Below are 26,350 nucleotides of genomic sequence, written 5' to 3' on the forward strand. Positions count from 1 at the left end.
AATGGTGTCGCTATTTATAGGTATTCGTGGATCAGACGCTGTAGTACAGGTCGTATTCCAGCGGGTGCACGAAGGTGCGCACCTTGATTTCTTCTTCCGACTTCAGCTCGATGTAGGCATCGATGAACTCGTCGGTGAACACGCCGCCCTTGGTCAGGAACGCACGGCCCTTGTCGAGTTCTTCCAGCGCTTCTTTCAGGCTGCCGCAAACCTGCGGGATTTCCTTCGCCTCTTCCGGCGGCAGGTCGTACAGGTTCTTGTCGGCGGCATCGCCGGGGTGAATCTTGTTCTGGATGCCGTCCAGGCCAGCCATCAGCAGTGCGGCGAAGCACAGGTAGGGGTTGGCAGCCGGGTCCGGGAAGCGCGCTTCGATGCGGCGGGCTTTCGGGCTGGAGACGTACGGGATACGGATCGAGGCGGAACGGTTGCGAGCCGAGTAGGCCAGCATGACCGGGGCTTCGAAGCCCGGAACCAGACGCTTGTAGGAGTTGGTGGCCGGGTTGGTGAAGCCGTTCAGCGCCTTGCCGTGCTTGATGATGCCGCCGATGAAGTACAGGGCGGTATCGGACAGACCGGCATAGCCTTCGCCAGCGAAGGTGTTCTTGCCATCCTTGGAGATGGACATGTGAACGTGCATGCCCGAGCCGTTGTCGCCGTACAGCGGCTTCGGCATGAAGGTCACGGTCTTGCCATAGGCGTCGGCAACGTTGTGGATGCAGTACTTCAGGGTCTGAACTTCGTCAGCCTTGGCAACCAGGGTGTTGAACTTCACGCCGATTTCGTTCTGGCCGGCAGTCGCCACTTCGTGGTGGTGAACTTCGATGACCAGGCCCATTTCTTCCATGGCGTTGCACATGGCGGTACGGATTTCGTGGTCGTGGTCGACCGGCGGTACCGGGAAGTAGCCGCCCTTGACGCCCGGACGGTGGCCTTTGTTGCCGGTCTCGATGTCAGCGTCGGTGTTCCAGGAGGCCTGCTCGGAGAAGATCTTGAACATCGAGCCGGAGATGTCGGACTTGAACTTCACTTCGTCGAAGATGAAGAACTCCGGCTCCGGGCCGACGAATACGGTGTCACCGATACCGGTGGACTTCAGGTATTCCTCGGCGCGCTTGGCGATGTTGCGCGGGTCGCGCTCGTAGCCTTGCATGGTGCTCGGCTCGATGATGTCGCAAACGATGATCAGGGTCGGCTCTTCGGTGAACGGGTCGAGCACGGCGGTGCTGTCGTCCGGGAGCAGGATCATGTCGGAGGCTTCGATGCCCTTCCAGCCTTCGATGGAGGAGCCATCGAACATCTTGCCGGCTTCGAAGAACTCGTCGTCCAGCGCGTCGCGGGCGGGCATGGTGACGTGCTGCTGCTTGCCTTTGGTATCGGTGAAGCGCAGGTCAACCCACTTCACGTCATGATCTTTGATCAGTTGTTGCGACTTGTACGACATGCTGTCCTCCAGGAGGGATTAGAGCTGGGAGCTTTCTGTGCCCCAGTAACGGGTGATGCCGGCCGGCATAGTCGGCCAGGGCAACCTGCCTCACAAGAGAGCAAGTTGCGTGCCAGTGCCCGTAAATGGGCAGAGGCCCTGAAATCACGGGGTGTGGCGGGTGTTATAGAGGATTGCGCGATAATAGTGCACCGCTTTGGTGCTTCATCGTGGTGCGTCAGTCCATTTTGGTGCACTAAAAAGAAAGTCTCCGATTTCTGCTCAAGTCTTGAGCAATTTCGGATATAATTCCGCCCCTTTTTTTCAGTCCCATGGCAATCGCCCGATCCGCATGAAACTCATCGTCAAGGTCTTCCAGGAAATCACCATCAAGAGCCGGCCGGTGCGCAAGCGCTTCATCCGCCAGCTGGCGAAGAACATTCGCACGGTGCTCCGCGATCTCGATCCCGAGCTGCTGGTCGAAGGCGAGTGGGACAACCTCGAGGTCGAGACCAAGGTCACCGACCCGAAAGCCCTGCGCGAGATGATCGAGCGCCTGACCTGCACGCCGGGCATCGGCCACTTCCTGGAAGTGCACGAATACCCGCTGGGCGATTTCGACGACATCCTCGAGAAATGCAAGGCGCACTTCGGCGACCAGCTGCCGGGCAAGATCTTCTCCATGCGCTGCAAGCGCGCGGGCAAGCACCCCTTCACCTCCATCGATGTGGAGCGTTACGTCGGCGGCGGCCTGCGCCAGCATTGCGGCGCGGCGGGCGTGTCGCTGAAGAACCCGGAAGTGCAAGTGCGCGTGGAAATCCGCCATGACCGCCTCTACGTGATCCACGCCCAGCACGATGGCCTCGGCGGCTACCCGCTGGGCGCGCTGGAGCAGGTGCTGGTGCTGATGTCCGGTGGCTTCGACTCCACCGTGGCGGCCTACCAGATGATGCGCCGCGGCATGATCAGCCACTTCGTGTTCTTCAACCTCGGCGGCCGTGCCCACGAACTGGGCGTGATGGAAGTCGCGCACTACCTGTGGAAGAAGTACGGCAGTTCCCAGCGCGTGCTGTTCGTCAGCGTGCCCTTCGAGGAAGTGGTCGGCGAGATTCTCACCAAGGTCGACGACAGCTACATGGGCGTGACGCTCAAGCGCATGATGCTGCGCGCCGCCAGCCGCGTGGCAGAGCGCCTGGAGATCGACGCGCTGGTGACCGGCGAGGCGATTTCCCAGGTCTCCAGCCAGACCCTGCCCAACCTCTCGGTGATCGACCGGGTGACCGACACCCTGGTCCTGCGCCCGCTGATCGTCAGCCACAAGCAGGACATCATCGACACCGCGACGAAGATCGGCACCGCCGAGTTCGCCAAGCACATGCCAGAATACTGCGGCGTGATCTCGGTAAACCCGACCACCCAGGCCAAGCCGTACCGCGTCGACCACGAAGAAACCAAGTTCGACATGGCCGTGCTCGACCGCGCCCTGGAGCGTTCCACCCAGATGACCGTCGACCGCGTGATCGACGAGCTGGGCAAGGACCTGGCCGTGGAAATGGTCGACGAAGTGCTGGCTGGCCAGATCGTCGTGGACATCCGTCACCCGGATGCCCAGGAAGATGAACCGCTGGCCATCGAGGGCATCGAAGTCCTGGCCATGCCGTTCTACGCGATCAACAGCAAGTTCAAGGAACTGGACCCCAATCGCCAGTACCTCCTGTATTGCGACAAGGGCGTGATGAGTCGCCTGCACGCCCACCACCTGGTCAACGAAGGGCACACCAATGTGCGTGTTTACCGTCCGCAATAAAGGCGCGGACCAACGCCGCCAGCCCGGACTGTTCGGCGGCAGTATCCGCCACCGACCTCCCGACACATTCGGTGCGTAGGCTCACGCCCTGACCTTTTGCACCGCCGCGCCACGGCCCGGCCCCCGCTGCCGAAAACGGCAGCCGAAGATTCACTATCGAGACTGACACTGTGATCGAAAAACTGCGCAACATCGCCATCATCGCCCACGTCGACCATGGCAAGACCACCCTCGTAGACAAGCTCCTGCGCCTGTCCGGCACCCTCGACCGCAAAGAAGCGGAAAACGAGCGTGTGATGGACTCCAACGACCAGGAAAAAGAGCGTGGCATCACCATTCTGGCGAAGAACACCGCCCTGAAATGGAATGACTACAGCATCAACATCGTCGACACCCCCGGCCACGCCGACTTCGGCGGTGAGGTTGAGCGCGTGATGTCGATGGTCGACTCCGTGCTGCTGGTGGTCGACGCCCAGGACGGCCCCATGCCGCAGACCCGCTTCGTGACCCAGAAGGCTTTCAAGGCCGGCCTGCGTCCGATCGTCGTGGTGAACAAGATCGACCGTCCGGGCGCGCGTCCTGACTGGGTCATCGACCAGATCTTCGACCTGTTCGACAACCTCGGCGCCACCGACGAGCAGCTGGACTTCCCGATCGTCTACGCCAGTGCCCTGAACGGCATCGCCGGCATGGACCACGAGAAGATGGACGACAACATGGACGCGCTGTTCCAGGCGATCATCGACCACGTTCCGGCGCCGAAAGTCGACGTCGACGGTCCGTTCCAGATGCAGATCTCCCAGCTGGACTACAACAGCTTCCTCGGCGTGATCGGCATCGGCCGTATCGCCCGCGGCAAGGTCAAGACCAACACCCCGGTCGTGGCCATCAGCGACGACGGCACCAAGCGCAACGGCCGCATCCTGAAGATCATGGGTCACTCGGGCCTGCAGCGCGTTGAAGTCGCTGAAGCCGAAGCCGGTGACATCGTCTGCGTCTCGGGCATGGACGAGCTGTACATCTCCGACACCCTGTGCGACCCGCAGAACGTCGAAGCGCGCCCGCCGCTGACCGTTGACCAGCCGACCGTGAGCATGACCTTCCAGGTCAACGACTCGCCGTTCGCCGGTAAGGAAGGCAAGTTCGTCACCAGCCGCAACATCAAGGACCGTCTGGACAAGGAACTGCTGCACAACGTGGCCCTGCGCGTCGAGCAAGGCGACTCCCCGGAGAAGTTCAAGGTCTCCGGCCGTGGCGAACTGCACCTCTCGGTACTGATCGAAACCATGCGCCGTGAAGGCTTCGAACTGGCCGTAGGCCGTCCGGAAGTGGTCATCATCGAGACCGCCGACGGCGAGAAGCAGGAGCCTTACGAGAACGTCACCATCGACATCGAAGAGCAGCACCAGGGCTCGGTGATGGAACAGATGGGCCTGCGCAAGGGCGATCTGACCAACATGATCCCCGACGGCAAGGGCCGCGTGCGCCTGGAATACACCATCCCGGCGCGTGGCCTGATCGGCTTCCGTAACAACTTCCTGACCCTGACCTCGGGCACCGGCATCCTGACCTCGACCTTCAGCCACTACGGCCCGATCAAGGCAGGCGAAGTGACCAACCGTCAGAACGGCGTACTGGTCTCCATGGCCACCGGCACCGCGCTGACCTACTCGCTGGAAACCCTGCAAAGCCGCGGCAAGCTGTTCCTCGGCCCAGGCGACGAGATCTACGAAGGCCAGCTGGCCGGCATCAACAGCCGTGACAACGACCTGGTGATCAACCCCACCAAAGGCAAGAAGCTCGACAACATGCGCGCTTCGGGCAAGGACGAAGTCATCGCCCTGGTTCCGCCGATCCGCTTCACCCTGGAGCAGGCGCTGGAATTCATCGCCGATGACGAGCTGGTGGAAGTGACTCCGAAGTCCATCCGTCTGCGCAAGAAAATGCTCAACGAAAACGACCGCAAGCGCTACGAGCGCGCCAAGGTCTGATTCGACTGGTAGCAAGGAAAAGCCGGGCATCTGCCCGGCTTTTTCGTTTCTGCGTGGCTGCAAGGCAACTTCGCGACGTCAGAGTATTCGAAGCTGAGAGTTAGTGGACGCAGGCCAGGGAACCGGGCCGATATACTCAGCCTGCCGGACGTTGCCGTCCGGTTCGGGATGGATTCGCACAGAACCTCAAGGATTCGAAAGCATGCAATGGATTTTCATGCTGGTCGGCCTGGTCATCGGCGCCGCTGCGGGCGAGTCGATCACCGGGGCGGTATTGGGCGCGGTGGTTGGTCTCGCGCTGGGGCAGACCTTCGCGCTGCACAGCCTGCAACGGGAGAACGCCAGCCTTCGCGGTGAGCTGAAGGCCTTTGGCGAGCGCTTCGACCAGGGCACCAAGGCCCTGTATGAGCGGCTGCTGCAAGTGGAGCGTGGCGCGAGCGGGCAGACGCTGCCGCCGGCCGTTGCCGAGTATGTTGCACCGGAAACGCCGGTTGCGCCGGACGTGCCCGAGCCTGAGGCGCCCGTCAGCGAACCCGCTGCCGCCGAGCTTGATTGGAACATCGAGCTGCCCGCCGACGAGCTGGCCCCGGCCCCTGCCGCGCGGGTGGAAGCGCCCATCGAGTGGTCCGACCTGGTGCTCGAACCGATGCAAAGGCCTGCCTCCCAGGCTCGCGCCGAGGAGTCCGGGGCCCAGCCGCAGCCGGCTCCTGCCGCACCACCGCTGCCGCCATCTCCGTCCGTGCCTTCCCTGTTCGACCGCGCCTTCGGCGCCGCCCGCGACTGGCTGCTGGGCGGCAACACCGTGCTGCGCGTCGGCGTTGTGCTGCTGTTCCTCGGCCTGGCCTTCCTGCTGCGCTATGCCACCGAAGGCATGACCATGCCGCCGCAAGGCCCCTACATCGGCACCGCCGCCGCCGCGCTGGCGCTGCTCGGGCTCGGTTGGTGGCTGCGTCATCGGCGCCCGGCCTATGCATTGATCCTCCAGGGCACCGGCGTCGCCGTGCTCTACCTGACGGTGTTCGCCAGCATCAAGCTGTACCCGGCGATGAACCATGGCGACGTGCTGATCGACCCGAAAGCCGGCTTCGTGCTGCTGGTGGCGGTCACCCTGTTCTCGGCGATCCTCGCTATCCTGCAGGATGCCGTGGGCCTTGCCGCCGCCGCGGCGCTGGGCGGTTTCGCCGCGCCGATCCTGGCGTCCACCGGCGGTGGCAGCCATGTCGCGCTGTTCAGCTACTTCGCCCTGCTCAACGCCGGCATCTTCGCCATCGCCTGGTTCAAGGCGTGGCGGATGCTCAACCTGATCGGCTTCTTCGGCACCTTCGGCATCGGCCTGGCCTGGGGGCTGCGGTCATACAAGCCGGAGCTGTTCGGCACGACCGAGCCGTTCCTGATCCTGTTCTTCCTCACCTACGTCGCCATCGGCCTGCTGTTCGCCCGCCGTCGCCTGCGCGAGGCGGCTGGCGAGCCGGAGGATGATTCCCGCGAGGCGCTGCTGCGCTGGTCGGCGCGGCAGACCGACTATGTCGACGGCACTGTGCTGTTCGGCACGCCGCTGGTGGGCTTCGGCCTGCAATACGGGATCATCCAGCACCTGGAGTTCGGCGCGGCGTTCAGCGCCTTGGCGCTGGGCCTGTTCTACATGCTTCTCGCCCGCCTGCTGGACGGGCGCACCGCCGGCCGCGCGCTGCTGCTGGTGGAAACCTGCCTGGCGCTGGGCGTGGTGTTCGGCACGCTGGCGATCCCGCTGGGCCTGGATGCACGCTGGACTTCCGCCGCCTGGGCCGTGGAAGGCGCCGGCATCTTCTGGCTCGGCTTGCGCCAGCAGCGGCCGCTGGCGCGGATTTTCGCCTTGCTGCTGCAAATCGGTGCGGCGCTGGCCTTCCTCGGCGAACTGCGCGCCGACCCGCAGTCGCTGACGCTGCTCGAAGGCGCACCGCTGGGCGCACTGATGCTCGGCGTGGCGCTGCTGTTCAGCTTCTGGAACCTGCGCAATGCCGATGCGCAGACCCTGCGCAGCTGGGAGCCGAACGCCCGCCCGGTGCTGGCGGCCTTCGGTCTGGCCTTCCTTTACCTGATCGCGCCGCTGCTGATGGGCGCGGACGGAACCGCCATGAGCTGGGCCGTCGCCGGGCTGGCGACCCTGTTCGCCGCGCTGCGCCTGCGCTCGCGCACCTTCCTGGCTTGCGCCTTTGCGGTGCAATTGCTGGGTGGCGCGGTGTTCCTCCTGCATCTGCACGGCGCGCAGGAGGGCAGTGGTGTGCTCGGCTCAGGCTGGCGCGGACTGGTGACTGCCTCGCTGATCGGCCTGGCGCTGATCGCCGCCATGCTGATCGCCGCGCGCGATTCCCTGGTACGTGACGACCGCCGGCTGATGCTCGGCCTGAGCGTAGTCCTGCTGCTGGGCCTGGCCTTCATCAACCTCGCCGTACTCTTCGTGCTGCCATGGCAGACCGCCGCCGCCGTCTGGGCCGGCAGCGGGCTGCTGATCCTGTGGCTGAGCCTGCAGTTGCAGCAGCGCGCGGCTTTCGTCTTCGGCCTGGTGCTGCAGGTGATCGGCGCCGGGGCCTTCCTGCTCGGCGGCTCGGCGCTGTTTGGCGACCTGCCCAGCGAGGGCCTGAAGCCGCTGGCGCACATGGGCTTCTGGACTCCGGCAGTGCTGGCACTGGCCGCGCTGGTAGGTGCCTGGCGTCTGCACCGGGCCAGCGAGCGCGAGCGCAACCTGGCGCTGGGCGGCCTTGGCCTGGAGCAGTTGTCGCAGCTGCTGCTGGTGTGGGGCGCCGGCTGGTGGGCGTTGACCGCGCTGTGGGAGATCGCCCGCTTCGTGCCGAGCGAGATGCGTGAACACACGGCGTTGCTGGTAGCGGCGGTCAGCGTCGGCCTCTGGTCGCTGCTGGCGCGCCGCGAGCAATGGCGTGCGCTGGCGCTGCTGTGCCTGGCGCTGGTGCCGGTGTCGTGGGTGGCGCTGGCCAGTGCCTGGAACCTGCAGTACCACCCGCTCGCCGAGCTGGGCTGGCTTGGCTGGCTGGCGGTGTTCGCGGTGCACTTCTTCACTCTGCGCCGGCTCGATGCCTTGCTGCCGCACCGTGCGGCACAGGCAGCCCATGTGCTGGGCTGCTGGCTGATCCTCGGCGTGCTGGCGCTGGAGCTGCGCTACCTGTTCTTCGCCCTGGCCGAGCATTACAACGCCTGGCGCTGGCTGGGCTGGGCGCTGGTGCCGAGCCTGTTCCTCATCCTCATGGGCGGAGTCGCGCGCCTGCCGTGGCCGGTGGCGGCCTTCGAGCGCGAGTACCGCGCCATCGCCGCCGCCCCGGTAGCCCTGGCGCTGCTGGGCTGGTTCTGGCTGGTCAACCTGTTCAGCAACGGCGCGGCCGACCCGCTGCCCTACCTGCCGCTGGTGAACCCGCTGGAGCTGGGCATGCTCATCGTGCTGGCGGCGATCTTCCAGTGGACGCGTCTGGGCCTGCCGCAACTGGGCGTGGCTGAGTCGACTCTGCGCCTGCCGGTGCAGGCGCTGCTGGGCGCTTCGTTGTTCGCCCTGCTGACCATGGCCGTGTGCCGCGCCGCCCACCACTGGGGTGGCGTGCCGTTCGAGTTCGATTCCCTCAGCCAGTCCATGCTGGTGCAGGCCGGCCTGTCCATCGTCTGGGCGCTGATCGCCCTGGGCCTGATGATCGCCGGGCACTTGCGCGGCCGCCGCGACTTCTGGCTGGTCGGTGCGGTGCTGCTGGTCGTGGTGGTGATCAAGCTGTTCCTCGTCGACCGCGCCAGCGGCGGCAGCCTGGAACGCATCATTTCCTTCATCGGCGTCGGCGTGCTGATGCTGATCGTCGGCTACTTCGCCCCGCTGCCGCCGCGCCGGCCGGTGCCCGAAGCGCAACCGCAACAGGAGCAACCCTGCGCATGAAGCTCAATACCCTCATCCTGCTCGCCGGTGCCTGCCTGTCGGGCAACCAGGCCAGTGCCGCACCCACGCCGGCGGACTTCGCCAACCGTGTTCCGCTGGAAGTGTCCGGCGACGGTCCGTGGTACCGCGTGCAATTGCCCATCGAGGTGCTGTTCGCGGCCCGCCATGGCGACCTGCGAGACGTGCGCATCTTCAATGCCGAAGGCGAGGCGCTGCCCTACAGCCTGCGCACCAGTGCGGCCAGCGAGAAGGAGGTGCGCAGCGAAGTGCAGGCGCGCATCTTCCCGCTGCGCGGTGCTTCCGGCAGCGCGGCCGGCGACAACCTGAAGATCGTCCGCAGCACAACCGGCACCATCCTCGAAATCACTCCGAACGCGCCTGCCCAGGACAAGACCCAGGTACTGCGCGGCTGGCTGCTGGAAACCGGTTCCGGCGATTTGCCGCTGGACCGCCTGCAGCTGGACTGGACGGCGGACAGCGACGGCTTCCAGCGCCTGCGCATCGAGGCCAGCGACGACCTGGAGCACTGGCGTTCCCTGGGGGAAGGGCAGCTGGCGCGGCTGGATTTCAACGGCCAGCGCATCGAGCAGAACGACATCGCGCTGCCCGGCCAGACGGCGCGCTACCTGCGCCTGTGGTGGGAATCGCCGGAGCAGGCCGCACAACTGGTCGGCGCCACGCTCAGTGGCAGCCGCAGCAGTAGCGGCCCGGTGCCGATGCTCTGGTCCGAGCCGCTGGCGGCCAAGGCCGACAACAATGGCGATTTCAGCTGGAGCCTGCCGCTGGCGCTGCCGGTAGAGCGCGTGCGGATTCCCCTGCAGCAGGACAATACCCTGGCGCCGGTGGTGATCTCCGGCCGCCATGACGGCAATGTGCAGTGGACTCCCCTGACGCGCGGCGTGTTGTATCGCCTGCCGGGGCAGGGTGGCGAAATCACCCAGGAGGAGCTGGAACTGCCGGGCACCACCCTGGGCCAGCTGCGTCTGCAGGTGGATTCGCGCGGCGGCGGCCTCGGCGGTTCGACGGCGCACCTGAGCGTGGGCGTTCGCGCCAGCGAACTGGTGTTCCTCGCCCGCGGCGGCGCGCCCTATGAACTGGCGGTGGGCAGCGGCTCGATCAGCGATGGCAGCCTGCCGCTGACTACCCTGGTGCCCGGCTACGAGCCCAAGCGCCTGGCGAGCATGGGCGAGGCGCGGCTCAAGGGCACTCTTCAGGCGCCGGCGACACAATTGCCCGCCGATGTCGCGAAAGCCGATACCCACTGGAAACGCTACGGCCTGTGGGCGCTGCTGCTGGCTGGCGTCGGCCTGCTCGCGCTGATGGCGCTGAGCCTGCTGCGGAGCAATCGCCAGGCGAGCTGATCGACGCGGATCGCCGCAAGATAGGGGTGTCGCCTGTAGAAATTCTGATACTGTCTGGGTTGTTCTGATTACCAATAACAACAAAGCATGGAGTAGCAGAATGATCAGAAAGGCGCTCACCCCGCTGGCGGCTGCGTGCGCGTTGGCCATTGCCGCACAGGCCTCCGCAGCCCCTTCGCCGTATTCCACCCTGGTCGTCTTCGGCGACAGCCTGAGCGATTCCGGACAGTTCGCCGATGCCGGCGGCCCGGCCGGCGCCAGCATCCGCTTCACCAACCGCGTCGGCCCGACCTACCTGGACGGCAGCGGCGAGATCTTCGGCCCCACCGCACCGATGATCCTGGGTGGCAAGCTGGGCATCAGTGGCACCGACCTGAACCCCTCGACCTCGCTGGTCCCCGGCACCGTGGACGGCAACAACTGGGCAGTCGGCGGCTACCGCACCGACCAGATCTACGATTCGATCACTGCAGCCGGTGGTTCGGTGGTCACCTCCGGTTCCACGAGCCGCACCCGCGACGGCTACCTGGTGAACAACCGCGCCGACCCGAACGCGCTCTACTACCTCACCGGCGGCGGCAACGACTTCCTCCAGCTGCGCATCACCAACGACCCCACCGCCCGCGCTGCGGCCGGCCGCCTGGTGGATAGCGTGGATGCGCTGCACAACGCCGGAGCGCGCTACATCATGGTCTGGCTGTTGCCCGACCTCGGTCAGACCCCGGCCACCAATGGCACCGCGCTGGAGTCCTTCGGCACCCAGCTGTCGGGCATCTTCAACGAGGAGCTGGTCAGCCAGCTGGCGGCCTCCGACGCCAACGTCATTCCGCTGAACATCCCGGCAATGTTCAAGGAAGTACTGGCCAATCCGGGCGCCTATGGCCTGGCCACCGATCAGAACCTGATCGGCACCTGCTTCAGCGGCAACAGCTGCCCCGAGAACGCGGTGTACGGCCGCCACGGCACCAACCCCGATCCGACCAAGCTGATCTTCAACGACGGCGTGCACCCGACCATCGCCGGCCAGAGCCTGATCGCCGACTACGCCTACTCGGTGCTCTCCGCCCCGTGGGAGGCGACCATGCTGCCGGAAATGGCCCTGGGCACGTACAACGCCTACCAGGACCAACTGCGCAGCCAGTGGCTGGCGGACTGGGAAAACTGGCAGGGCACCGGCCAGTGGCGCGGCTTCGTCACCGGGGGCGCACAGCACCTGGACTACGACGATCAGGACAGCGCGGCCGACGGCTCCGGCTACGGTGCCAACCTGACCCTGGGCACCAGCTACCGCCTCGATGACGCCTGGCGTGTCGGCGGCTCGCTGGGCTTCTACCGGCAGAAGCTGGAGCTGGGTTCTGACGACTCCGACTACAAGCTGGGCAGCTACCTGGGCAGCCTGTTCGTGCAGTTCCAGCAGAACCGCTGGTGGGCTGACGCGTCCGTGACCGGCGGCAAGCTCGACTACGAGGACGCCAATCGGAAGTTCTCCATCATCAATCACGAGGTCGAGGAGAAGGCCGATACCGACGGCAGCCTCCTGGCCTTCAGTGGCCGCCTGGGCTACGACATCGCCCAGGGTGGCGAGAACTGGCACCTGTCGCCCTTCGTCAGTGCCGACTGGGCGCGGGTGAAGGTGGACAGCTACGAAGAGGACAGCGGCCGCTCCACCGCGCTGGCCTTTGAAGAGCAGAACCGCTACTCCCGCCGCCTCGGCGTCGGTCTGCAGGGCAAACTGGACCTGTCCCAGGACACCCAGCTGTTCGGCGAGGTCGCCGTGGAGCGCGAATACGCCGACGACACCCAGAACGTCGGGATGAACTTCACCAGCCTGCCGGACGTCGGCTTCAGCCTGCAGGGCTACACCCCGCAGAGTCACCTGCAGCGTGCCACCATCGGCTTCGCCCAGAAGCTGACCCCGGAGCTGTCGCTGCGCGGCGGCTACAGCGCGCACCGCAGCAGCGACGACCTGGCCCAGGGCATCAACCTGGCGCTGAGCCTGGACTTCTGATCGTCTGATCCGAGCGTCGCGGGGTGACGGGCGGTTGCGGCCGTCACCCCGCTTTCTTTCCAGCGCACCGCTCGCCGCGCGGCCGAAGGTCGCGGGGCCGATCGCCTTTGGGGAACTGCCCGTGCGCGGCGGGCTCCAAGCATTCGGCGAGCCTCTGCGCAAGGAGGCATCGCGGTCGTTTCCACGCTAGAATGCGCCCTGATTTTTTCCATCTTCTCCCCTGGAGTCTTCCATGTCCCGCGTTACCCTGAGCCGCTACCTGATCGAGCAGACCCGCAGTCACAACACCCCGGCCGACCTGCGTCACCTCGTGGAAGTGGTGGCCCGCGCGTGCAAGGAGATCAGCCACGCCGTGTCCAAGGGTGCGCTGGGTGGCGTGCTCGGCAGCATGGAAACCGAGAACGTGCAGGGCGAGGTGCAGAAGAAGCTGGACGTGCTGTCCAACGAAATCCTCCTGGAAGCCAACGAGTGGGCCGGTAACCTGGCCGGCATGGCCTCCGAGGAAATGGACCACCCCTACCAGATTCCGGGCAAGTACCCGAAAGGCGCCTACCTGCTGGTCTTCGACCCGCTGGATGGCTCCTCCAACATCGACGTCAACGTCTCGGTCGGTACCATCTTCTCCGTGCTGCGCTGCCCGCAGGAGTACCTGAGCCAGAACGACAGCCTGCGCGAGGAAGCCTTCCTCCAGCCGGGCACCACCCAGGTCGCCGCCGGCTACGCCATCTACGGCCCGCAGACCATGCTGATCCTGACCCTGGGCAACGGCGTGAAAGGCTTCACCCTGGACCGCGAGCTGGGCAGCTTCGTGATGACCCACGACAACATCACCGTGCCCACCAGCACCGCCGAATTCGCCATCAACATGTCCAACCAGCGCCACTGGGAAGCCCCGGTGAAGCGCTACGTCGACGAGCTGCTGGCCGGCAAGGAAGGCCCACTGGGCAAGAACTACAACATGCGCTGGATCGCCTCCATGGTGGCCGACGTGCACCGCATCCTGACCCGCGGCGGCGTGTTCATGTACCCGCGCGATTCCCGCGAGCCGGAGAAGCCCGGCAAGCTGCGCCTGATGTACGAAGCCAATCCGATGTCCTTCATCATCGAGCAGGCCGGCGGCGCCGCCACCAACGGCCGCCAGCGCATCCTCGACATCCAGCCCGATAGCCTGCACCAGCGTGTTGCGGTGTTCCTGGGCTCGAAGGAAGAAGTCGAGCGCGCCACCGCCTACCACCTGGAAGGCTGATGAGCACCGCGCCCTGGCAGACCCTGCTCGACTGGTGGTTCGGCACTGCGCTGGATGCCAATGAGGTCGCCGCCCAGCGCAACGCGCTGTGGTTCGGCAAGAGCGGCTGCCAGGACGTGGACTCGGAAAACCGTTTCGGCGGCCTGGTGCGCCAGGCCCTGGACGGCGGGCTGCAGGAGTGGGAGCGCGAGCCGCAGAGCTGGCTGGCGCTGATCCTGCTGCTGGACCAACTGCCGCGCATGGTCTTCCGCGATTCTCCGCGCGCCTACGCCGGCGACGCTCGCGCCCAGCAACTGGTGCGCCAGGGCCTGCAGGCCGGTTTCGACCGCCAGCTGCCGCGCATCGAGCGGGTGTTTGTCTACATCGTGCTGGAGCACGCCGAAGACCTGGCCAGCCAGAACGAGGCAGTGCGTCTGTATGAAGCCCTGCAGGGCGAATCCAGCGAGAGCGAGAAGGTGCTGTTCGCCGGCTACCTCGCCTACGCACGCAAGCATCAGGTGGTAATCGAGCGCTTCGGCCGCTTCCCCCACCGCAACGCCATTCTCGGCCGCGACTCCACGGCTGAAGAAGCTTCGTTCCTCACGGAACCTGGCTCACGTTTCTGACTCCAACCCGGCGGCCGAACCGGTCGCCCTGTGCCAAGCTTGTTGGCCTCCCCCCAAAACAATGGAGTTGTCGATGTCCTTCCGCCGCCTCGCGCTCGTCGCGTTCTGTGTCGTCCTGGCCGCTTGCAGCAAAGTGAACCAGGAGAACTATTCCAAGATCAAAACCGGCATGGCCAAGGCTGAAGTGGAAAGCCTGCTCGGCAAGCCCACCGAATGCTCCGGCGCCCTGGGCGTTTCCAGCTGCACCTGGGGTGACGACAAGGCCTTCATCAGCATCCAGTACGCCGGCGACAAAGTGCTGCTGTTCTCCGCCCAGGGTTTGAAATAAGAGCGCCCGGGCAGGGCAGGCGGCCAAGGAGGAGAGAATGCGCCGATACACCCCTCGATCCCTCACCTGGCTGGCCTGCCTCGCCGCCCTGAGTGGCTGCGCGGGCTCCACCCAGCAGCCACCGCAGACCGTGCAGGTCGACCTCAAGCGCTACGAGGGCACCTGGTACGAGCTGGCGCGCAAGCCGATGTTCTTCCAGCGCCAGTGCGCGCAGTCCGAAGCCCACTACCGCCTGCAGGACGATGCCAGCATCGCCGTAACCAACCGCTGCCTGACCAGGGACGGCGAATGGGACCAGGCCACCGGCCGCGCCGAGGCGCAGGTGCCGGGCCGCACCGACAAGCTCTGGGTGCGCTTCGACAACACCTTCTCGCGGATCTTCCCCGGCCTCGCCAAGGGTGATTATTGGGTGCTCTATGTCGATGACGACTACCAGACCGCGCTGGTCGGCAACCCCAACCGCGAATACCTCTGGCTGCTCTCGCGCCAGCCGGTGGTGCCGGACGCCACCCGCATGAAGCTGCTGGAGCTGGCTCACGAGCGCGGTTACCAGACCGACGACCTGATCTGGCGGGCGGGGGAGACCTCCACCGCGCCCTGACGAAAAAACGCCCCGAGGGGCGTTTTTTCATGGCCGGCATTTCCCGAATCTCACCGTGTGCCTCGACGTAGGATGGGTGACAGGGTCAGCCCAGCAGCTCGCGGAGCACGAGGGCGAAGTCGCGGGCGCTCTGTTCTTCCAGCGCATGCCGGCCACCGCGCACGCGCCACTGCCCGGCCACCATCACGTCGCGCACCTGGCGATCGCCGCCAGCGAACAGCCAGCGGTTGAGGATGGCGTCGCCACGGGCGGTCTGCAGGTACGGGTCGCCGCCGTCCAGCACCAGCAGGTCGGCGCGCTTGCCCACCGCCAGTTCGCCGGTGGATTGGCCGAGAGCCTGGGCGCCGCCGGCCAGCGCTGCATCGAACAGGGTGCGGCCGACCATCGGCTGGTTCTGCCCGTAGAGGCGGTTGCGGCGCTGGTCGCGCAGGCGCTGGCCGTATTCCAGCCAGCGCAGTTCCTCGACCACGCTGAGCGATACGTGGCTGTCCGAGCCGATGCCGAAGCGACCGTGCTGGGCGAGGTAATCCACCGCCGGGAAGATGCCGTCGCCCAGGTTCGCCTCGGTGGTCAGGCAGAGGCCGGCGACCGCGCCGCTGCGGGCCATGGCGGTCACTTCGTCGGCTTCGGCGTGGGTGGCGTGGACCAGGCACCAGCGCTCATCCACCTCGACGTTCTCGTACAGCCATTGCAATGGACGACGGCCACTCCAGGCCAGGCAGTCGTCGACTTCCTTCTGCTGCTCGGCGATGTGGATGTGCACCGGGCAACCGCTGGAATCGGCGCCGAGCACCTCGGCGATCTGCTGCGGCGTCACTGCGCGCAGGGAGTGGAAGCACAGGCCGAGGCCCTGCTGCGGCTGCGTCGCCAGGTGGGCGCGCAGGCCGTCGATCAGTTTCAGGTAGTTTTCGGTGCTGTTGATGAAGCGGCGCTGGCCTTCGCTGGGCGCCTGACCGCCGAAGCCGGCGTGGGAGTAGAGCACCGGCAGCAGGGTCAGGCCGATGCCGGCGTCCGTCGCCGCCTGGCTGACCCGCAGGGCCAGTTCCGCCGGGTTGGCGTAGGGCTTGCCGTCGACGTCGTGGTGCACGTAGTGGAATTCGGCGACGCCGGTGTAGCCGGCCTTGAGCATCTCGATATACAGCTGGCGGGCGATGACGCCGACCTGCTCGGGCGACAGGCGGCCGACCAGCCGATACATCAGGTCGCGCCAGGTCCAGAAGCTGTCGTTGGGGTTGCCGGCGACTTCCGCCAGGCCCGCCATGGCGCGCTGGAAAGCGTGCGAATGCAGGTTCGGCATGCCAGCCAGCAGCGGCCCGGCGACCCGCTCGGCGCCTTCTGCGCTGGCGCCCGGGGTGATCGCGGTGAACAGGCCGTCGGCATCGATCTCGAAGCGGACATTGCGCGCCCAGCCGGAGGGCAGCAGGGCGGATTCGGCGAACAGGACGGACATGCGCAGGGCCCTCGCGAGCTTCTTGGAATTTGTATATACATATACAGACGTTTGCCGGGGCCGTAAACTGCAAGGCACCCGGCGGTCGTCACAGGACTTGTATGCACCGGTCGAATCCGGTACATGCCGGAGTCAGACCACAGTCGCTTCGCGCCGTCGCCCAGACAAGGAGTTCCCCGTGCCCGCATCGCCCACGCCTACCCCGCCCGCCGAGGGTTCGTCGCTCGCCGCGCAGATGGGGGAAATTCCCGCGCCGCTGTATGCCCGCGTCAAGCAGCTGATCGTCCAGCAGATCCAGTCCGGCACCTGGCCGCCGCACCACCGCGTGCCGTCCGAGGCGGAGCTGGTCGAGGAGCTGAGCGTCAGCCGGATGACCATCAACCGCGCGCTGCGCGAGCTGACCGCCGATGGCCTGCTGGTGCGCATGCAGGGCGTCGGAACTTTCGTCGCCGAACCCAAGGGCCAGTCGGCGCTGTTCCAGGTGCAGAACATCGCCGAGGAAATCACCGCCCGCGGCCACAAGCACCACTGCGTGGTGGTCAGCCTGATCGAAGAACTGGCCACCGCCGAGCGCGCGCTGGCGCTGGACGTGCGCGAAGGTCAGCGCATCTTCCACTCGATCATCGTGCACTTCGAGAACGATATCCCGGTGCAGATCGAGGACCGCTACGTGAACGCGGCCGTGGCGCCGGAGTACATGAAGCAGGACTTCACCGGGCAGACGCCGTTCGCCTACCTTACGCAAGTCGCGCCGCTGAGCGAGGGCGAGCACGTGGTCGAGGCAGTGCTGCCCAGCCCCGAGGAATGCAAGCTGCTTTCCGTGGACCGCCACGAGCCGTGCCTGCTGATCCGCCGGCGTACCTGGTCGGGGCGCAATACCGTCACCAGCGCGCGCCTGCTGTATCCGGGTTCGCGCTACCGCCTGGAAGGACGTTTCAGCTCATGACCGATATGAAGTTGCTGCGCGCCGCCGACTACCCGGCGATGCCCTGGAAGAACGGCGCGGGCACCACCCGCGAGATCGTCCGCGACGCTGGCGACGGCCTGGAAGGTTTCGGTTGGCGCGTGTCCATCGCCGACGTCGGCGCACCGGGCCCGTTCTCCGCGTTCACCGGCTACCAGCGGGTCATCAGCGTGCTGGAAGGCAAGGGCATGCGGCTGAAGGTGGACGGCGCCGACTCCCGCGACCTGCGCGCGCTCGATGCCTTTGCCTTCGATGGCGCCAGTGCGGTGGATTGCACGCTGCTGGGCGGCGCGATCCGCGACTTCAACCTGATCTATTCGCCAGCTCGCTACCGTGCGCGCCTGCAATGGCTGAAGCTGGATGGCTCGGTGCACTTCTTCAGCAGCGCTTCGACCGTGCTGTTGTTCAGTGCGGGCGAGGGCATCCATGTCAGCCTCAACGGCGCGGCCAGCGGTGTGCTGGGCCTGCATGACACATTGATCGCCGAGGGCGACGGTTCGTTGCGCGAGTGGCGGTTGACGGTGGTGGGGAGTGCGGATATCTGCGTGATTGAACTCGATGCACGCTGAACAGAAAAGGGCGCCGGGAGGCGCCCTTTGCATTTGCAGGATGTGTGGAGCGAAGCGATACCCATTAATCACAGCGCGGCAATCCGCATGGGTATCGCTCCGCTCCACCCGCCCTACGGCACTGCTTTGACTTGGGCATTCCGGCGCCGCTTCGGCGTACGCGCGGACTCCTTGTTTCGCCCCCTCGGGCGAGTCCCTTTTGGCAAACGCCCCAAAAGGAACCAAAAGGTCTTGCCCCGGACATCCGGTTTTTCGCTTAGGCGAAAAATTCCCTCGTTGAAGCGAAGTTTCAGGGGCACGCTGCGAAGGGCCGTCCCTGGCCCATCGCAGCTCTCGCGGCATCCATGCCGCTCAACCCCTGAAACTCCGCTTCAACGAGGCCTCCTGAACGGGGCCGTTCGGAGTGCTTGGACATTTCTCTGGAAGTCTTCACAGCTGGCTCTTCGTAGGAGCGAGCTTGCTCGCGAACCGCATGGCACGGTGTTCCCGTGTAGGAGCGGGCCATGCCCGCGATGGCGTAAAACGCCATCTATCAGCCGTACAGTCGTGCGTAACCGATCCAGCGGCTCATCACCCCATCCTCCACCCACGCCCGCGCCGCGGCGATATCCGGGGCGAAGTAGCGGTCCTGCTCGTAGTGCGGCACCTGGCTGCGGATCAGCGTGCGCACTTCCTGCAGTTGCGGAGAACTCTGCAGCGGCGCGTGGAAGTCCACGCCTTGCGCGGCGGCGAGCAATTCGATGGCGACCACGCCGGCGCTGTTGCCGGCCATGTCCTGCAGGCGGCGGGCGGCGAAGGTGGCCATGGAGACGTGGTCTTCCTGGTTCGCCGAGGTCGGCAGGCTGTCCACCGAGGCCGGGTGGGCCCAGGTCTTGTTTTCCGAGGCCAGGGCCGCCGAGGTGACCTGGGCGATCATGAAGCCGGAGTTCAGCCCGCCTTCCTTGACCAGGAAGGCCGGCAGCCCGGACATCGCCGGGTCCACCAGTTGGGCGATGCGCCGCTCGGACAGCGCACCGATCTCCGAGATCGCCAGCGCCAGCACGTCGGAGGCCATGGCCACCGGCTCGGCGTGGAAGTTACCGCCTGACAGCACATCGCCGTCAGCGCTGAACACCAGTGGGTTGTCGGAAACGGCATTGGCCTCGCGCAGGAAAACGCCAGCGGCGAAGCGCAGGTGATCCAGGCACGCGCCCATCACCTGAGGTTGGCAGCGCAGCGAGTACGGGTCCTGCACGCGCTTGCAGTCGATGTGCGAGTGGTTGATCGGGCTGTCGTGCAGCAGCTCGCGGTACAGCGCGGCAACCGCGATCTGCCCCGGCTGGCCGCGTACTTCCTGGATGCGCGCATCGAAGGGCACGAACGAGCCCTTCAGCGCTTCCACCGTCAGGCTGCCGGCGACCACGGCCGAGATGAACAGCTTCTCCGCCGCGAACAACCCGCGCAGGGCCAGCGCGGTGGAAACCTGGGTGCCGTTGATCAGCGCCAGGCCTTCCTTGGGCCCCAGCACCAGCGGCTCGGCGCCGGCGATGGCGAGGCCTTCGGTGGCTTCGAGGATGCGCCCTTCATGGCGCACCTGGCCGACGCCCAGCAGGGTCGAGGACATGTGCGCCAGCGGCGCGAGGTCGCCCGAGGCGCCCACCGAGCCTTGCGACGGGATGCACGGGTAGACCCGCGCCTGGTACAGCTTGAGCAGTGTCTCGATCACCGGCAGGCCGACGCCCGAGAAGCCGCGCGCCAGGGAGCCGATCTTCAGCGCCATGATCAGTGCAACGCTGGCGTCGTCCAGCAGCGGGCCGGTGCCGGTGCAGTGGGAGAGGATCAGGTTGCGCTGCAGGGTGGCGAGCTGGTCCTCGGCGATGGAGGTGCGCGCCAGCAGGCCGAAGCCGGTGTTGATGCCGTACACGGTGCGCTGGTCGGCGATGATCTGGCTGACCGTCTGCGCGCTGCGCAGGATGGCTTCGCGGCAATGGTCCGCGAGCTGCAGGTCGGGTTGGTACTGGTAGATGGCGCGCAGCTGGTCGAGGTCGAACTGGCCGGGCGTCAGGAGCAGGGTTTCGGACATGTCAGCATCCTGGGTTCGGTGAAAGTGTTACCGTGGATCGTTCCTGTATATACAGGTATAGCAATCGCTATGCCATGGCACGCAGGGGCGCGTGGTTCGGCATTTCACCCTGGCGTGCGGTGGTGCATGGAGGGAGTGAATGTCACCGCCGGTGGCATTTCCAGTCCGATGGTCGTGGGCAAAACGCGGATCGGCGGCTAAACCCAATGGGACACCAACGCGCCCGGAGACGCCCATGTCCACCCCCCGTTGCCTGTTCGCGCTGCTGCTGGCCCTGGGCCTGTGCGCGCAGACTTTCGCCGCCTGCCCCTACCCGAAGTCTGTGGTGTTCGCCGGGCTGAACTGGGAAAGCGGCATGTTCACCACCGACGTGCTGCGCTTCATCCTGGAGAAGGGCTACGGCTGTCAGACCGACGCCGTGCCGGGTAACACCGTGACCATGGAGAACGCGCTGAAGCAGAACGACATCCAGGTCACCGGCGAGCAATGGGCCGGGCGCAGCACCGTCTGGCAGCAGGCGGAGAAGGCCGGCCAGGTGTTCTCCGTGGGCGAGACGGTGAAGGGCGCGAATGAGGGCTGGTGGGTGCCGGATTACGTGGTGCACGGCGACGCGAAGCGGGGCATCAAGGCCTCCGCGCCGGAGCTGAAGTCCGTCAGCGACCTGCCCAGGTACAAGGCGCTGTTCAAGGATGACGAGGAGCCGGACAAGGGGCGCTTCTACAACTGCCCCACCGGCTGGACCTGCGAGATCGTCAACACGCAGAAGCTCAAGGCCTACGGGCTCACGGACAGCTTCGTGAACTTCCGCACCGGCGCCGGCCCTGCGCTGGATGCGGCGATCAGCTCGGCCATCGCCCAGGGCAAGCCGGTGCTCTTCTATTACTGGGCACCGACGCCGCTGCTGGGGCGCTTCAAGCTGGTGCAACTGGAGGAGCCGCCGTTCGACGAGGCGGCGTGGAAGACCCTGACCGATGTCAACGATCCCAACCCGAAGGGCTCGCGCTCGCTGCCGGCGAAGATCAGCATCGGCGTGTCCCGCGACTTCCATGACAAGGCGCCGGCGCTGGTGCAGGTGTTCGAGAAGGTCGAGCTGCCGTTGCCGCTGTTCAACGCGCTGCTGGCGGACATGGCCGAGCACCACCGGGACGTGGCGGACGTGCGGGCGACGTTCTTCCGCGAGCATCGGGAGCTGTGGTCGAAGTGGGTGACGGCGGAGGCGGCGACGCGGATCGATGCGGCGTTGAAGTAGCGCGGCAGTATGCGGTTCGCTGCCGACTTGCATTTCCTGCTCGGACATAGCTTGTCTATATAACCTGTGTCCCTTGGTAGCGAGCGGTGTTACCGAACGCAACGAAACGGTGCAGCGAAGCCTGCTTTTGGTGCAATTGTCTGAAGGACAGCGATGTCTGTCAGCCGCCAGCGAATCACTAGAATTCTGTTTTAATCCTTATAAATCAATCAGTTGATCTAGGTGAATAGCTGGCGGAATACCCCGCCAGCCAAGGTTGGCCCTCGCTTTGCTTATACTTGTACATACAAGCATAGACATGATGGTGGCGACCCCTCGACACCGTCGAACGAACCGCCAGGCCGCCCCCACGGCCAACGACCCGAGCAAAGCGAAGGAGCCTTCCGTGACCAAATTCCGCGACGTCGAAATCCGTGCCCCGCGCGGCACCCAACTGAACGCCAAGAGCTGGCTGACCGAAGCGCCGCTGCGCATGCTGATGAACAACCTCGACCCGGAAGTTGCCGAGAACCCGAAGGAGCTGGTGGTGTACGGCGGCATCGGCCGCGCCGCGCGCAACTGGGAGTGCTACGACAAGATCGTCGCGACCCTGAAGGAGCTGAATGAAGACGAGACCCTGCTGGTGCAATCGGGCAAGCCGGTCGGCGTCTTCAAGACCCACGCCAACGCCCCGCGCGTGCTGATCGCCAACTCCAACCTGGTGCCGCACTGGGCCAACTGGGAACACTTCAACGAACTGGATGCCAAGGGCCTGGCGATGTACGGCCAGATGACCGCCGGCTCCTGGATCTACATCGGCAGCCAGGGCATCGTCCAGGGCACCTACGAAACCTTCGTCGAGGCCGGCCGTCAGCACTACGACGGCAACCTCAAGGGCCGCTGGGTGCTAACCGCAGGCCTGGGCGGCATGGGCGGCGCCCAGCCGCTGGCCGCGACCCTGGCCGGCGCCTGCTCGCTGAACATCGAGTGTCAGCAGAGCCGCATCGATTTCCGCCTCGCCAGCCGCTACGTCGACGAGCAGGCCAAGGACCTCGACGATGCCCTGGCGCGCATCGCCCAGTACACCGCCGAAGGCAAGGCCATCTCCATCGCCCTGCTGGGCAACGCCGCGGAAGTCCTCCCGGAACTGCTCAAGCGCGGCGTGCGTCCGGACATGGTCACCGACCAGACTTCCGCCCACGACCCGCTCAACGGCTACCTGCCCGCCGGCTGGACCTGGGAACAGTACCGCGACCGCGCTCAGACCGACCCGGCAGCCGTGGTGAAAGCCGCCAAGCAGTCCATGGCCGTGCACGTCAAAGCCATGCTGGAGTTCCAGAAGCAGGGCATCCCGACCTTCGACTACGGCAACAACATCCGCCAGATGGCCAAGGAAGAGGGCGTGGACAACGCCTTCGACTTCCCCGGCTTCGTCCCGGCCTACATCCGCCCGCTGTTCTGCCGTGGTGTCGGTCCGTTCCGCTGGGCCGCGCTGTCGGGCGACGCCGAGGACATCTACAAGACCGACGCCAAGGTGAAGGAGCTGATCCCGGACGACGCCCACCTGCACCGCTGGCTGGACATGGCCCGCGAGCGCATCAGCTTCCAGGGCCTGCCGGCACGCATCTGCTGGGTCGGCCTGGGTCAGCGCGCCAAGCTCGGCCTGGCGTTCAACGAAATGGTCCGCAGCGGCGAGCTGAAAGCGCCGATCGTGATCGGCCGCGACCACCTCGACTCCGGCTCGGTGTCCAGCCCGAACCGTGAAACCGAGGCCATGCAGGATGGCTCCGACGCCGTGTCCGACTGGCCGCTGCTCAACGCCCTGCTGAACACCGCCAGCGGCGCCACCTGGGTTTCGCTGCACCACGGCGGCGGCGTGGGCATGGGCTTCTCCCAGCACTCGGGCATGGTGATCGTCTGCGACGGCACCGACGAAGCGGCGGCGCGCATCGCCCGCGTCCTGACCAACGACCCAGGCACCGGCGTGATGCGCCATGCCGACGCCGGCTACCAGATCGCCATCGACTGCGCGAAGGAGCAGGGCCTGAACCTGCCGATGATCACCGGCAAGTAATCGCGTAGGGCGCATAACCTGGAACAGGTTATCCGCCGTTGTGTCGGCGGATAACGCTGGCGCGTTATGCGCCCTACGGACCGGTAATTCGGTAGCAGAAATTCAGGACCAGGGAGAGGGCCGCCGCACGGTGTCGTGCGGCGGCCCGGTCCGTGAAGCAGCAGTACATCGACAGACAATAAATCCCTTCGGGAGAACAATAACGATGTCCCAGGCCAGTGATAGCTCCAAACCCCTGATCGAAGTGCGTTCGATCAACTACATCCCCGAGGCCGAGCGCCACGGCAAGCTCTACAGCCAGTTCACCCTGTGGCTGGGTGCCAACCTGCAGATCACCGCCATCGTCACCGGCGCCCTGGCCGTGGTGCTGGGCGGCGATGTGTTCTGGTCGCTGATCGGCCTGCTCATCGGCCAGCTGCTGGGCGGCGGCGTGATGGCGCTGCATGCCGCGCAAGGGCCGAAGCTCGGCCTGCCGCAGATGATCTCCAGCCGCGTGCAGTTCGGCGTCTACGGCGCGGCCATTCCGATCGTGCTGGTGTGCCTGATGTACCTGGGCTTCACCGCCACCGGCACGGTGCTGTCCGGCCAGGCGCTGGGCCAGCTGTTCGGCGTCAGCGACAGCGTCGGCATCCTGATGTTCGCCAGCGTGATCGTGCTGGTGACCGTGCTCGGCTACCGGGTGATCCACGTGATCGGTCGCATCGCCAGCGTCATCGGGGTGATCGCCTTCATCTACTTGTTCAGCCGCCTGGTGAACCAGACCGACGTCAGCGCGCTGCTGCAGATTCGTCATTTCAGCTGGAGCAGCTTCCTGCTCGCGGTGTCCTTGGCGGCGTCCTGGCAGATCGCCTTCGGCCCCTATGTCGCCGACTACTCGCGCTACCTGCCGAGCAAGACTTCCTCGGTGAAGACCTTCCTCGCCGTGGGCGCAGGTTCGGTGATCGGCGCGCAGGTGGCGATGATCTTCGGCGTGTTCGCCGCGGCCGGGGCCAACGGCCAGTTCGCCGGCCATGAAGTGGCCTACATCGTCAGCCTGAGCGGCAGTGGCGCCGTCGCCGCGCTGCTGTACTTCAGCATCGCCTTCGGCAAGATCACCATCTCGACGCTGAACTCCTACGGCAGCTTCATGTGCATCGCCACGGTGATCAGCGGCTTCCGTGGCCACCTGGAAGTGAGCCGCGTGCAGCGCCTGGTATTCGTCCTGCTGATCGTCGGCGCCGCGACCCTGATCGCGCTGCTCGGCCAGCATTCGTTCCTCGGCGCCTTCAAGTCCTTCATCCTCTTCCTGCTGGCCTTCTTCACCCCGTGGAGCGCGGTCAACCTGGTCGACTACTACTGCATCACCCGCGAGCATTACGACGTGCCGGCGCTGGCTGATCCCGATGGCCGCTACGGCCGCTGGAACATCCCCGGCATCAGCGTCTACGTGATCGGCGTGCTGGTGCAGCTGCCCTTCATCTCCACCAAGTTCTACACCGGCCCGCTGGTGGATGCCCTGGGTGGCGTGGATATCTCCTGGATCATCGGCCTCGTGGTTCCGGCCGTTCTCTATTACCTGGTCGCCCGCCGCGTCACGCGGGCAGTACCGGACCGGCTGATCCTGCCGGCCCGCACCTGAACAGACCGGCCCGGCTGCGCAGCTACAAGCTCGCGCGGCCCTTGCACTGCCCAACCTCATTCACGTTTAGGAGCATCAGATGAACAACACCAAGAAGACGCTGCTGGGCCTGTTCCTGTCCGCCGGACTGCTGGGCGGCACCCTGGCATCGGCCCAGGCCGCCGGCTGGTGCGAGAGTGGCAAGCCGGTGAAGTTCGCCGGGCTGAACTGGGAGAGCGGCATGCTGCTCACCGACCTCATGCAGATCATCCTGAAGAACGGCTACGGCTGCGAAACCGACAGCCTGCCGGGCAACTCCATCACCATGGAGCAGGCGCTGGCGAACAACGACATCCAGATATTCAGTGAGGAATGGATCGGCCGCAGCGACGCCTGGAACAAGGCCGCCGCCGCGAACAAAGTGGTCGGCGTGGGCGCGCCCATCGTCGGCGCCACCGAGGGCTGGTACGTACCGCGCTTCGTGATCGAGGGCGACAAGGCGCGCAACATCGAAGCCAAGGCGCCGAACCTGAAGGCCGTGACCGACCTTGCGCAGTACTCCGAAGTCTTCCGCGACCCGGAAGAGCCGGGCAAGGGCCGCTTCTACAACTGCCCGGCCGGCTGGACCTGCGAGCTGGAAAACTCCGAGATGCTGAAGAAGTACGGCCTCGAGGACAAGTACACCAACTTCCGCCCCGGCACCGGCCCGGCCCTGGATGCCGCCGTGCTGTCGAGCTACAAGCGCAAGGAGCCTATCCTCTTCTACTACTGGTCGCCGACGCCGCTGATGGGCCAGGCCGACCTGGTGAAGCTGGACGAGCCGGGCGTGAACAAGGATGTGAAGATCCAGGTCGGCCTGTCCAAGGCCTTCCACGATCAGGCCCCGGAACTGGTGGCGGTGCTGGAGAAGGTCAACCTGCCCATCGACCTGCTGAACCAGAACCTGGCGAAGATGGCCAAGGAGAAACTCTCCTCCGAGCAACTGGCCAAGGCCTTCCTCAAGGAGCACCCGGAAGTGTGGACCACCTGGGTCAGCGAGGACGCTGCGAAGAAGGTCCAGGCCGCGCTCTGACGCCGCCGAATCCGGGGAGGCTCTGCTTCCCCGGTGATGCCCACTCCTGACGAGTACGTG

At 65.8% G+C, this 26,350-nt stretch carries 18 protein-coding genes; 15 read left to right on the forward strand and 3 right to left on the reverse strand.

Translation table 11 applies throughout. The annotated features are described in order from the left end of the window. Positions 1 to 31: 31 nt before the first annotated feature. On the reverse strand, positions 32 to 1,441 hold the full coding sequence (glnA, locus tag IB255_RS16390) for a glutamate--ammonia ligase (protein ID WP_045215805.1): 1,410 nt from the start codon (positions 1,439 to 1,441) through the stop codon (positions 32 to 34). A gap of 331 nt (positions 1,442 to 1,772) precedes the next feature. Between glnA and thiI the strand changes: the two genes are divergently transcribed. The 9 genes from thiI (at position 1,773) to IB255_RS16435 (ending at position 15,274) form a co-directional block, all read left to right on the forward strand. Beyond that, positions 1,773 to 3,227, forward strand: a complete 1,455-nt coding sequence (gene thiI / locus IB255_RS16395) for a tRNA uracil 4-sulfurtransferase ThiI (RefSeq protein WP_081515353.1) — start codon at positions 1,773 to 1,775, stop codon at positions 3,225 to 3,227. Between the two features lie 170 nt (positions 3,228 to 3,397). Further along, positions 3,398 to 5,218 carry a translational GTPase TypA gene (gene typA / locus IB255_RS16400; protein ID WP_081515354.1) on the forward strand — a complete coding sequence of 607 codons (1,821 nt, stop codon included), beginning with the start codon at positions 3,398 to 3,400 and terminating at the stop codon, positions 5,216 to 5,218. 202 nt (positions 5,219 to 5,420) lie between these two features. After that, entirely contained in the window at positions 5,421 to 9,125 is a 3,705-nt protein-coding gene (locus tag IB255_RS16405) for a DUF2339 domain-containing protein (protein ID WP_081515355.1), read from the forward strand. Next, a complete protein-coding gene (locus tag IB255_RS16410) occupies positions 9,122 to 10,486 on the forward strand; it encodes a DUF3999 domain-containing protein (RefSeq protein WP_081515356.1) in 1,365 nt (454 codons plus the stop codon). Before IB255_RS16405 ends, IB255_RS16410 begins: the two co-directional genes overlap by 4 nt. A gap of 100 nt (positions 10,487 to 10,586) precedes the next feature. Continuing rightward, positions 10,587 to 12,494 (forward strand): esterase EstP, encoded by a 1,908-nt coding sequence (gene estP, locus IB255_RS16415; RefSeq protein ID WP_081515357.1) that lies wholly within the window; start codon positions 10,587 to 10,589, stop codon positions 12,492 to 12,494. 232 nt (positions 12,495 to 12,726) lie between these two features. Further along, positions 12,727 to 13,740, forward strand: coding sequence for a class 1 fructose-bisphosphatase (locus IB255_RS16420; RefSeq protein ID WP_081515358.1), 1,014 nt, complete (start codon positions 12,727 to 12,729; stop codon positions 13,738 to 13,740). Beyond that, a complete protein-coding gene (locus tag IB255_RS16425) occupies positions 13,740 to 14,345 on the forward strand; it encodes a DUF924 family protein (protein WP_081515359.1) in 606 nt (201 codons plus the stop codon). Before IB255_RS16420 ends, IB255_RS16425 begins: the two co-directional genes overlap by 1 nt. Positions 14,346 to 14,418: 73 nt before the next feature. Next, entirely contained in the window at positions 14,419 to 14,673 is a 255-nt protein-coding gene (gene bamE / locus IB255_RS16430; RefSeq protein WP_081515360.1) for an outer membrane protein assembly factor BamE, read from the forward strand. Positions 14,674 to 14,710: 37 nt separating this feature from the next. Further along, on the forward strand, positions 14,711 to 15,274 hold the full coding sequence (locus IB255_RS16435) for a lipocalin family protein (RefSeq protein ID WP_081515361.1): 564 nt from the start codon (positions 14,711 to 14,713) through the stop codon (positions 15,272 to 15,274). 85 nt (positions 15,275 to 15,359) lie between these two features. On the opposite strand, the gene IB255_RS16440 is transcribed toward IB255_RS16435, so the two are convergent. After that, on the reverse strand, positions 15,360 to 16,724 hold the full coding sequence (locus IB255_RS16440) for a formimidoylglutamate deiminase (protein ID WP_081515362.1): 1,365 nt from the start codon (positions 16,722 to 16,724) through the stop codon (positions 15,360 to 15,362). A 235-nt stretch (positions 16,725 to 16,959) separates the two neighbouring features. Here IB255_RS16440 and hutC point away from each other — a divergent pair, with 235 nt between their 5' ends. Beyond that, positions 16,960 to 17,670, forward strand: coding sequence for a histidine utilization repressor (gene hutC, locus IB255_RS16445; protein ID WP_081515779.1), 711 nt, complete (start codon positions 16,960 to 16,962; stop codon positions 17,668 to 17,670). Continuing rightward, positions 17,667 to 18,257 (forward strand): HutD family protein, encoded by a 591-nt coding sequence (locus tag IB255_RS16450; RefSeq protein ID WP_081515363.1) that lies wholly within the window; start codon positions 17,667 to 17,669, stop codon positions 18,255 to 18,257. Before hutC ends, IB255_RS16450 begins: the two co-directional genes overlap by 4 nt. Positions 18,258 to 18,789: 532 nt before the next feature. Here the strand turns inward: IB255_RS16450 and hutH are convergent. Continuing rightward, positions 18,790 to 20,319, reverse strand: a complete 1,530-nt coding sequence (hutH, locus tag IB255_RS16455) for a histidine ammonia-lyase (RefSeq protein WP_081515364.1) — start codon at positions 20,317 to 20,319, stop codon at positions 18,790 to 18,792. A 235-nt stretch (positions 20,320 to 20,554) separates the two neighbouring features. On the opposite strand from hutH, the gene IB255_RS16460 reads away from it, so the two are divergent. From IB255_RS16460 to IB255_RS16475, 4 genes are all read left to right on the forward strand, one after another. Next, entirely contained in the window at positions 20,555 to 21,568 is a 1,014-nt protein-coding gene (locus IB255_RS16460; protein WP_081515365.1) for an ABC transporter substrate-binding protein, read from the forward strand. Positions 21,569 to 21,953: 385 nt separating this feature from the next. Continuing rightward, on the forward strand, positions 21,954 to 23,621 hold the full coding sequence (gene hutU, locus IB255_RS16465; protein ID WP_081515366.1) for a urocanate hydratase: 1,668 nt from the start codon (positions 21,954 to 21,956) through the stop codon (positions 23,619 to 23,621). Positions 23,622 to 23,826: 205 nt separating this feature from the next. Continuing rightward, positions 23,827 to 25,239: a purine-cytosine permease family protein gene (locus tag IB255_RS16470; RefSeq protein ID WP_192210565.1), complete on the forward strand. Its 1,413-nt coding sequence runs from the start codon at positions 23,827 to 23,829 to the stop codon at positions 25,237 to 25,239. 79 nt (positions 25,240 to 25,318) lie between these two features. Beyond that, the gene (locus tag IB255_RS16475; RefSeq protein WP_081515368.1) at positions 25,319 to 26,290 is read left to right on the forward strand and encodes an ABC transporter substrate-binding protein; all 972 of its coding nucleotides are present in this window, start codon (positions 25,319 to 25,321) and stop codon (positions 26,288 to 26,290) included. Positions 26,291 to 26,350: the final 60 nt, after the last annotated feature.

Source organism: Pseudomonas sp. PDM22 (assembly GCF_014851965.1).
Classification (GTDB): Bacteria; Pseudomonadota; Gammaproteobacteria; order Pseudomonadales; family Pseudomonadaceae; genus Pseudomonas.

What these genes read in the sequence shown, in the direction of transcription:
- glnA (WP_045215805.1), bottom strand. Translation starts at nt 1,441, where the DNA reads ATGTCGTACAAGTCGCAACAACTGATCAAAGATCATGACGTGAAGTGG.
- thiI (WP_081515353.1), top strand. Translation starts at nt 1,773, where the DNA reads ATGAAACTCATCGTCAAGGTCTTCCAGGAAATCACCATCAAGAGCCGG.
- IB255_RS16405 (WP_081515355.1), top strand. Translation starts at nt 5,421, where the DNA reads ATGCAATGGATTTTCATGCTGGTCGGCCTGGTCATCGGCGCCGCTGCG.
- IB255_RS16410 (WP_081515356.1), top strand. Translation starts at nt 9,122, where the DNA reads ATGAAGCTCAATACCCTCATCCTGCTCGCCGGTGCCTGCCTGTCGGGC.
- estP (WP_081515357.1), top strand. Translation starts at nt 10,587, where the DNA reads ATGATCAGAAAGGCGCTCACCCCGCTGGCGGCTGCGTGCGCGTTGGCC.
- IB255_RS16420 (WP_081515358.1), top strand. Translation starts at nt 12,727, where the DNA reads ATGTCCCGCGTTACCCTGAGCCGCTACCTGATCGAGCAGACCCGCAGT.
- IB255_RS16425 (WP_081515359.1), top strand. Translation starts at nt 13,740, where the DNA reads ATGAGCACCGCGCCCTGGCAGACCCTGCTCGACTGGTGGTTCGGCACT.
- bamE (WP_081515360.1), top strand. Translation starts at nt 14,419, where the DNA reads ATGTCCTTCCGCCGCCTCGCGCTCGTCGCGTTCTGTGTCGTCCTGGCC.
- IB255_RS16435 (WP_081515361.1), top strand. Translation starts at nt 14,711, where the DNA reads ATGCGCCGATACACCCCTCGATCCCTCACCTGGCTGGCCTGCCTCGCC.
- IB255_RS16440 (WP_081515362.1), bottom strand. Translation starts at nt 16,724, where the DNA reads ATGTCCGTCCTGTTCGCCGAATCCGCCCTGCTGCCCTCCGGCTGGGCG.
- hutC (WP_081515779.1), top strand. Translation starts at nt 16,960, where the DNA reads ATGGGGGAAATTCCCGCGCCGCTGTATGCCCGCGTCAAGCAGCTGATC.
- IB255_RS16450 (WP_081515363.1), top strand. Translation starts at nt 17,667, where the DNA reads ATGACCGATATGAAGTTGCTGCGCGCCGCCGACTACCCGGCGATGCCC.
- hutH (WP_081515364.1), bottom strand. Translation starts at nt 20,319, where the DNA reads ATGTCCGAAACCCTGCTCCTGACGCCCGGCCAGTTCGACCTCGACCAG.
- IB255_RS16460 (WP_081515365.1), top strand. Translation starts at nt 20,555, where the DNA reads ATGTCCACCCCCCGTTGCCTGTTCGCGCTGCTGCTGGCCCTGGGCCTG.
- IB255_RS16470 (WP_192210565.1), top strand. Translation starts at nt 23,827, where the DNA reads ATGTCCCAGGCCAGTGATAGCTCCAAACCCCTGATCGAAGTGCGTTCG.
- IB255_RS16475 (WP_081515368.1), top strand. Translation starts at nt 25,319, where the DNA reads ATGAACAACACCAAGAAGACGCTGCTGGGCCTGTTCCTGTCCGCCGGA.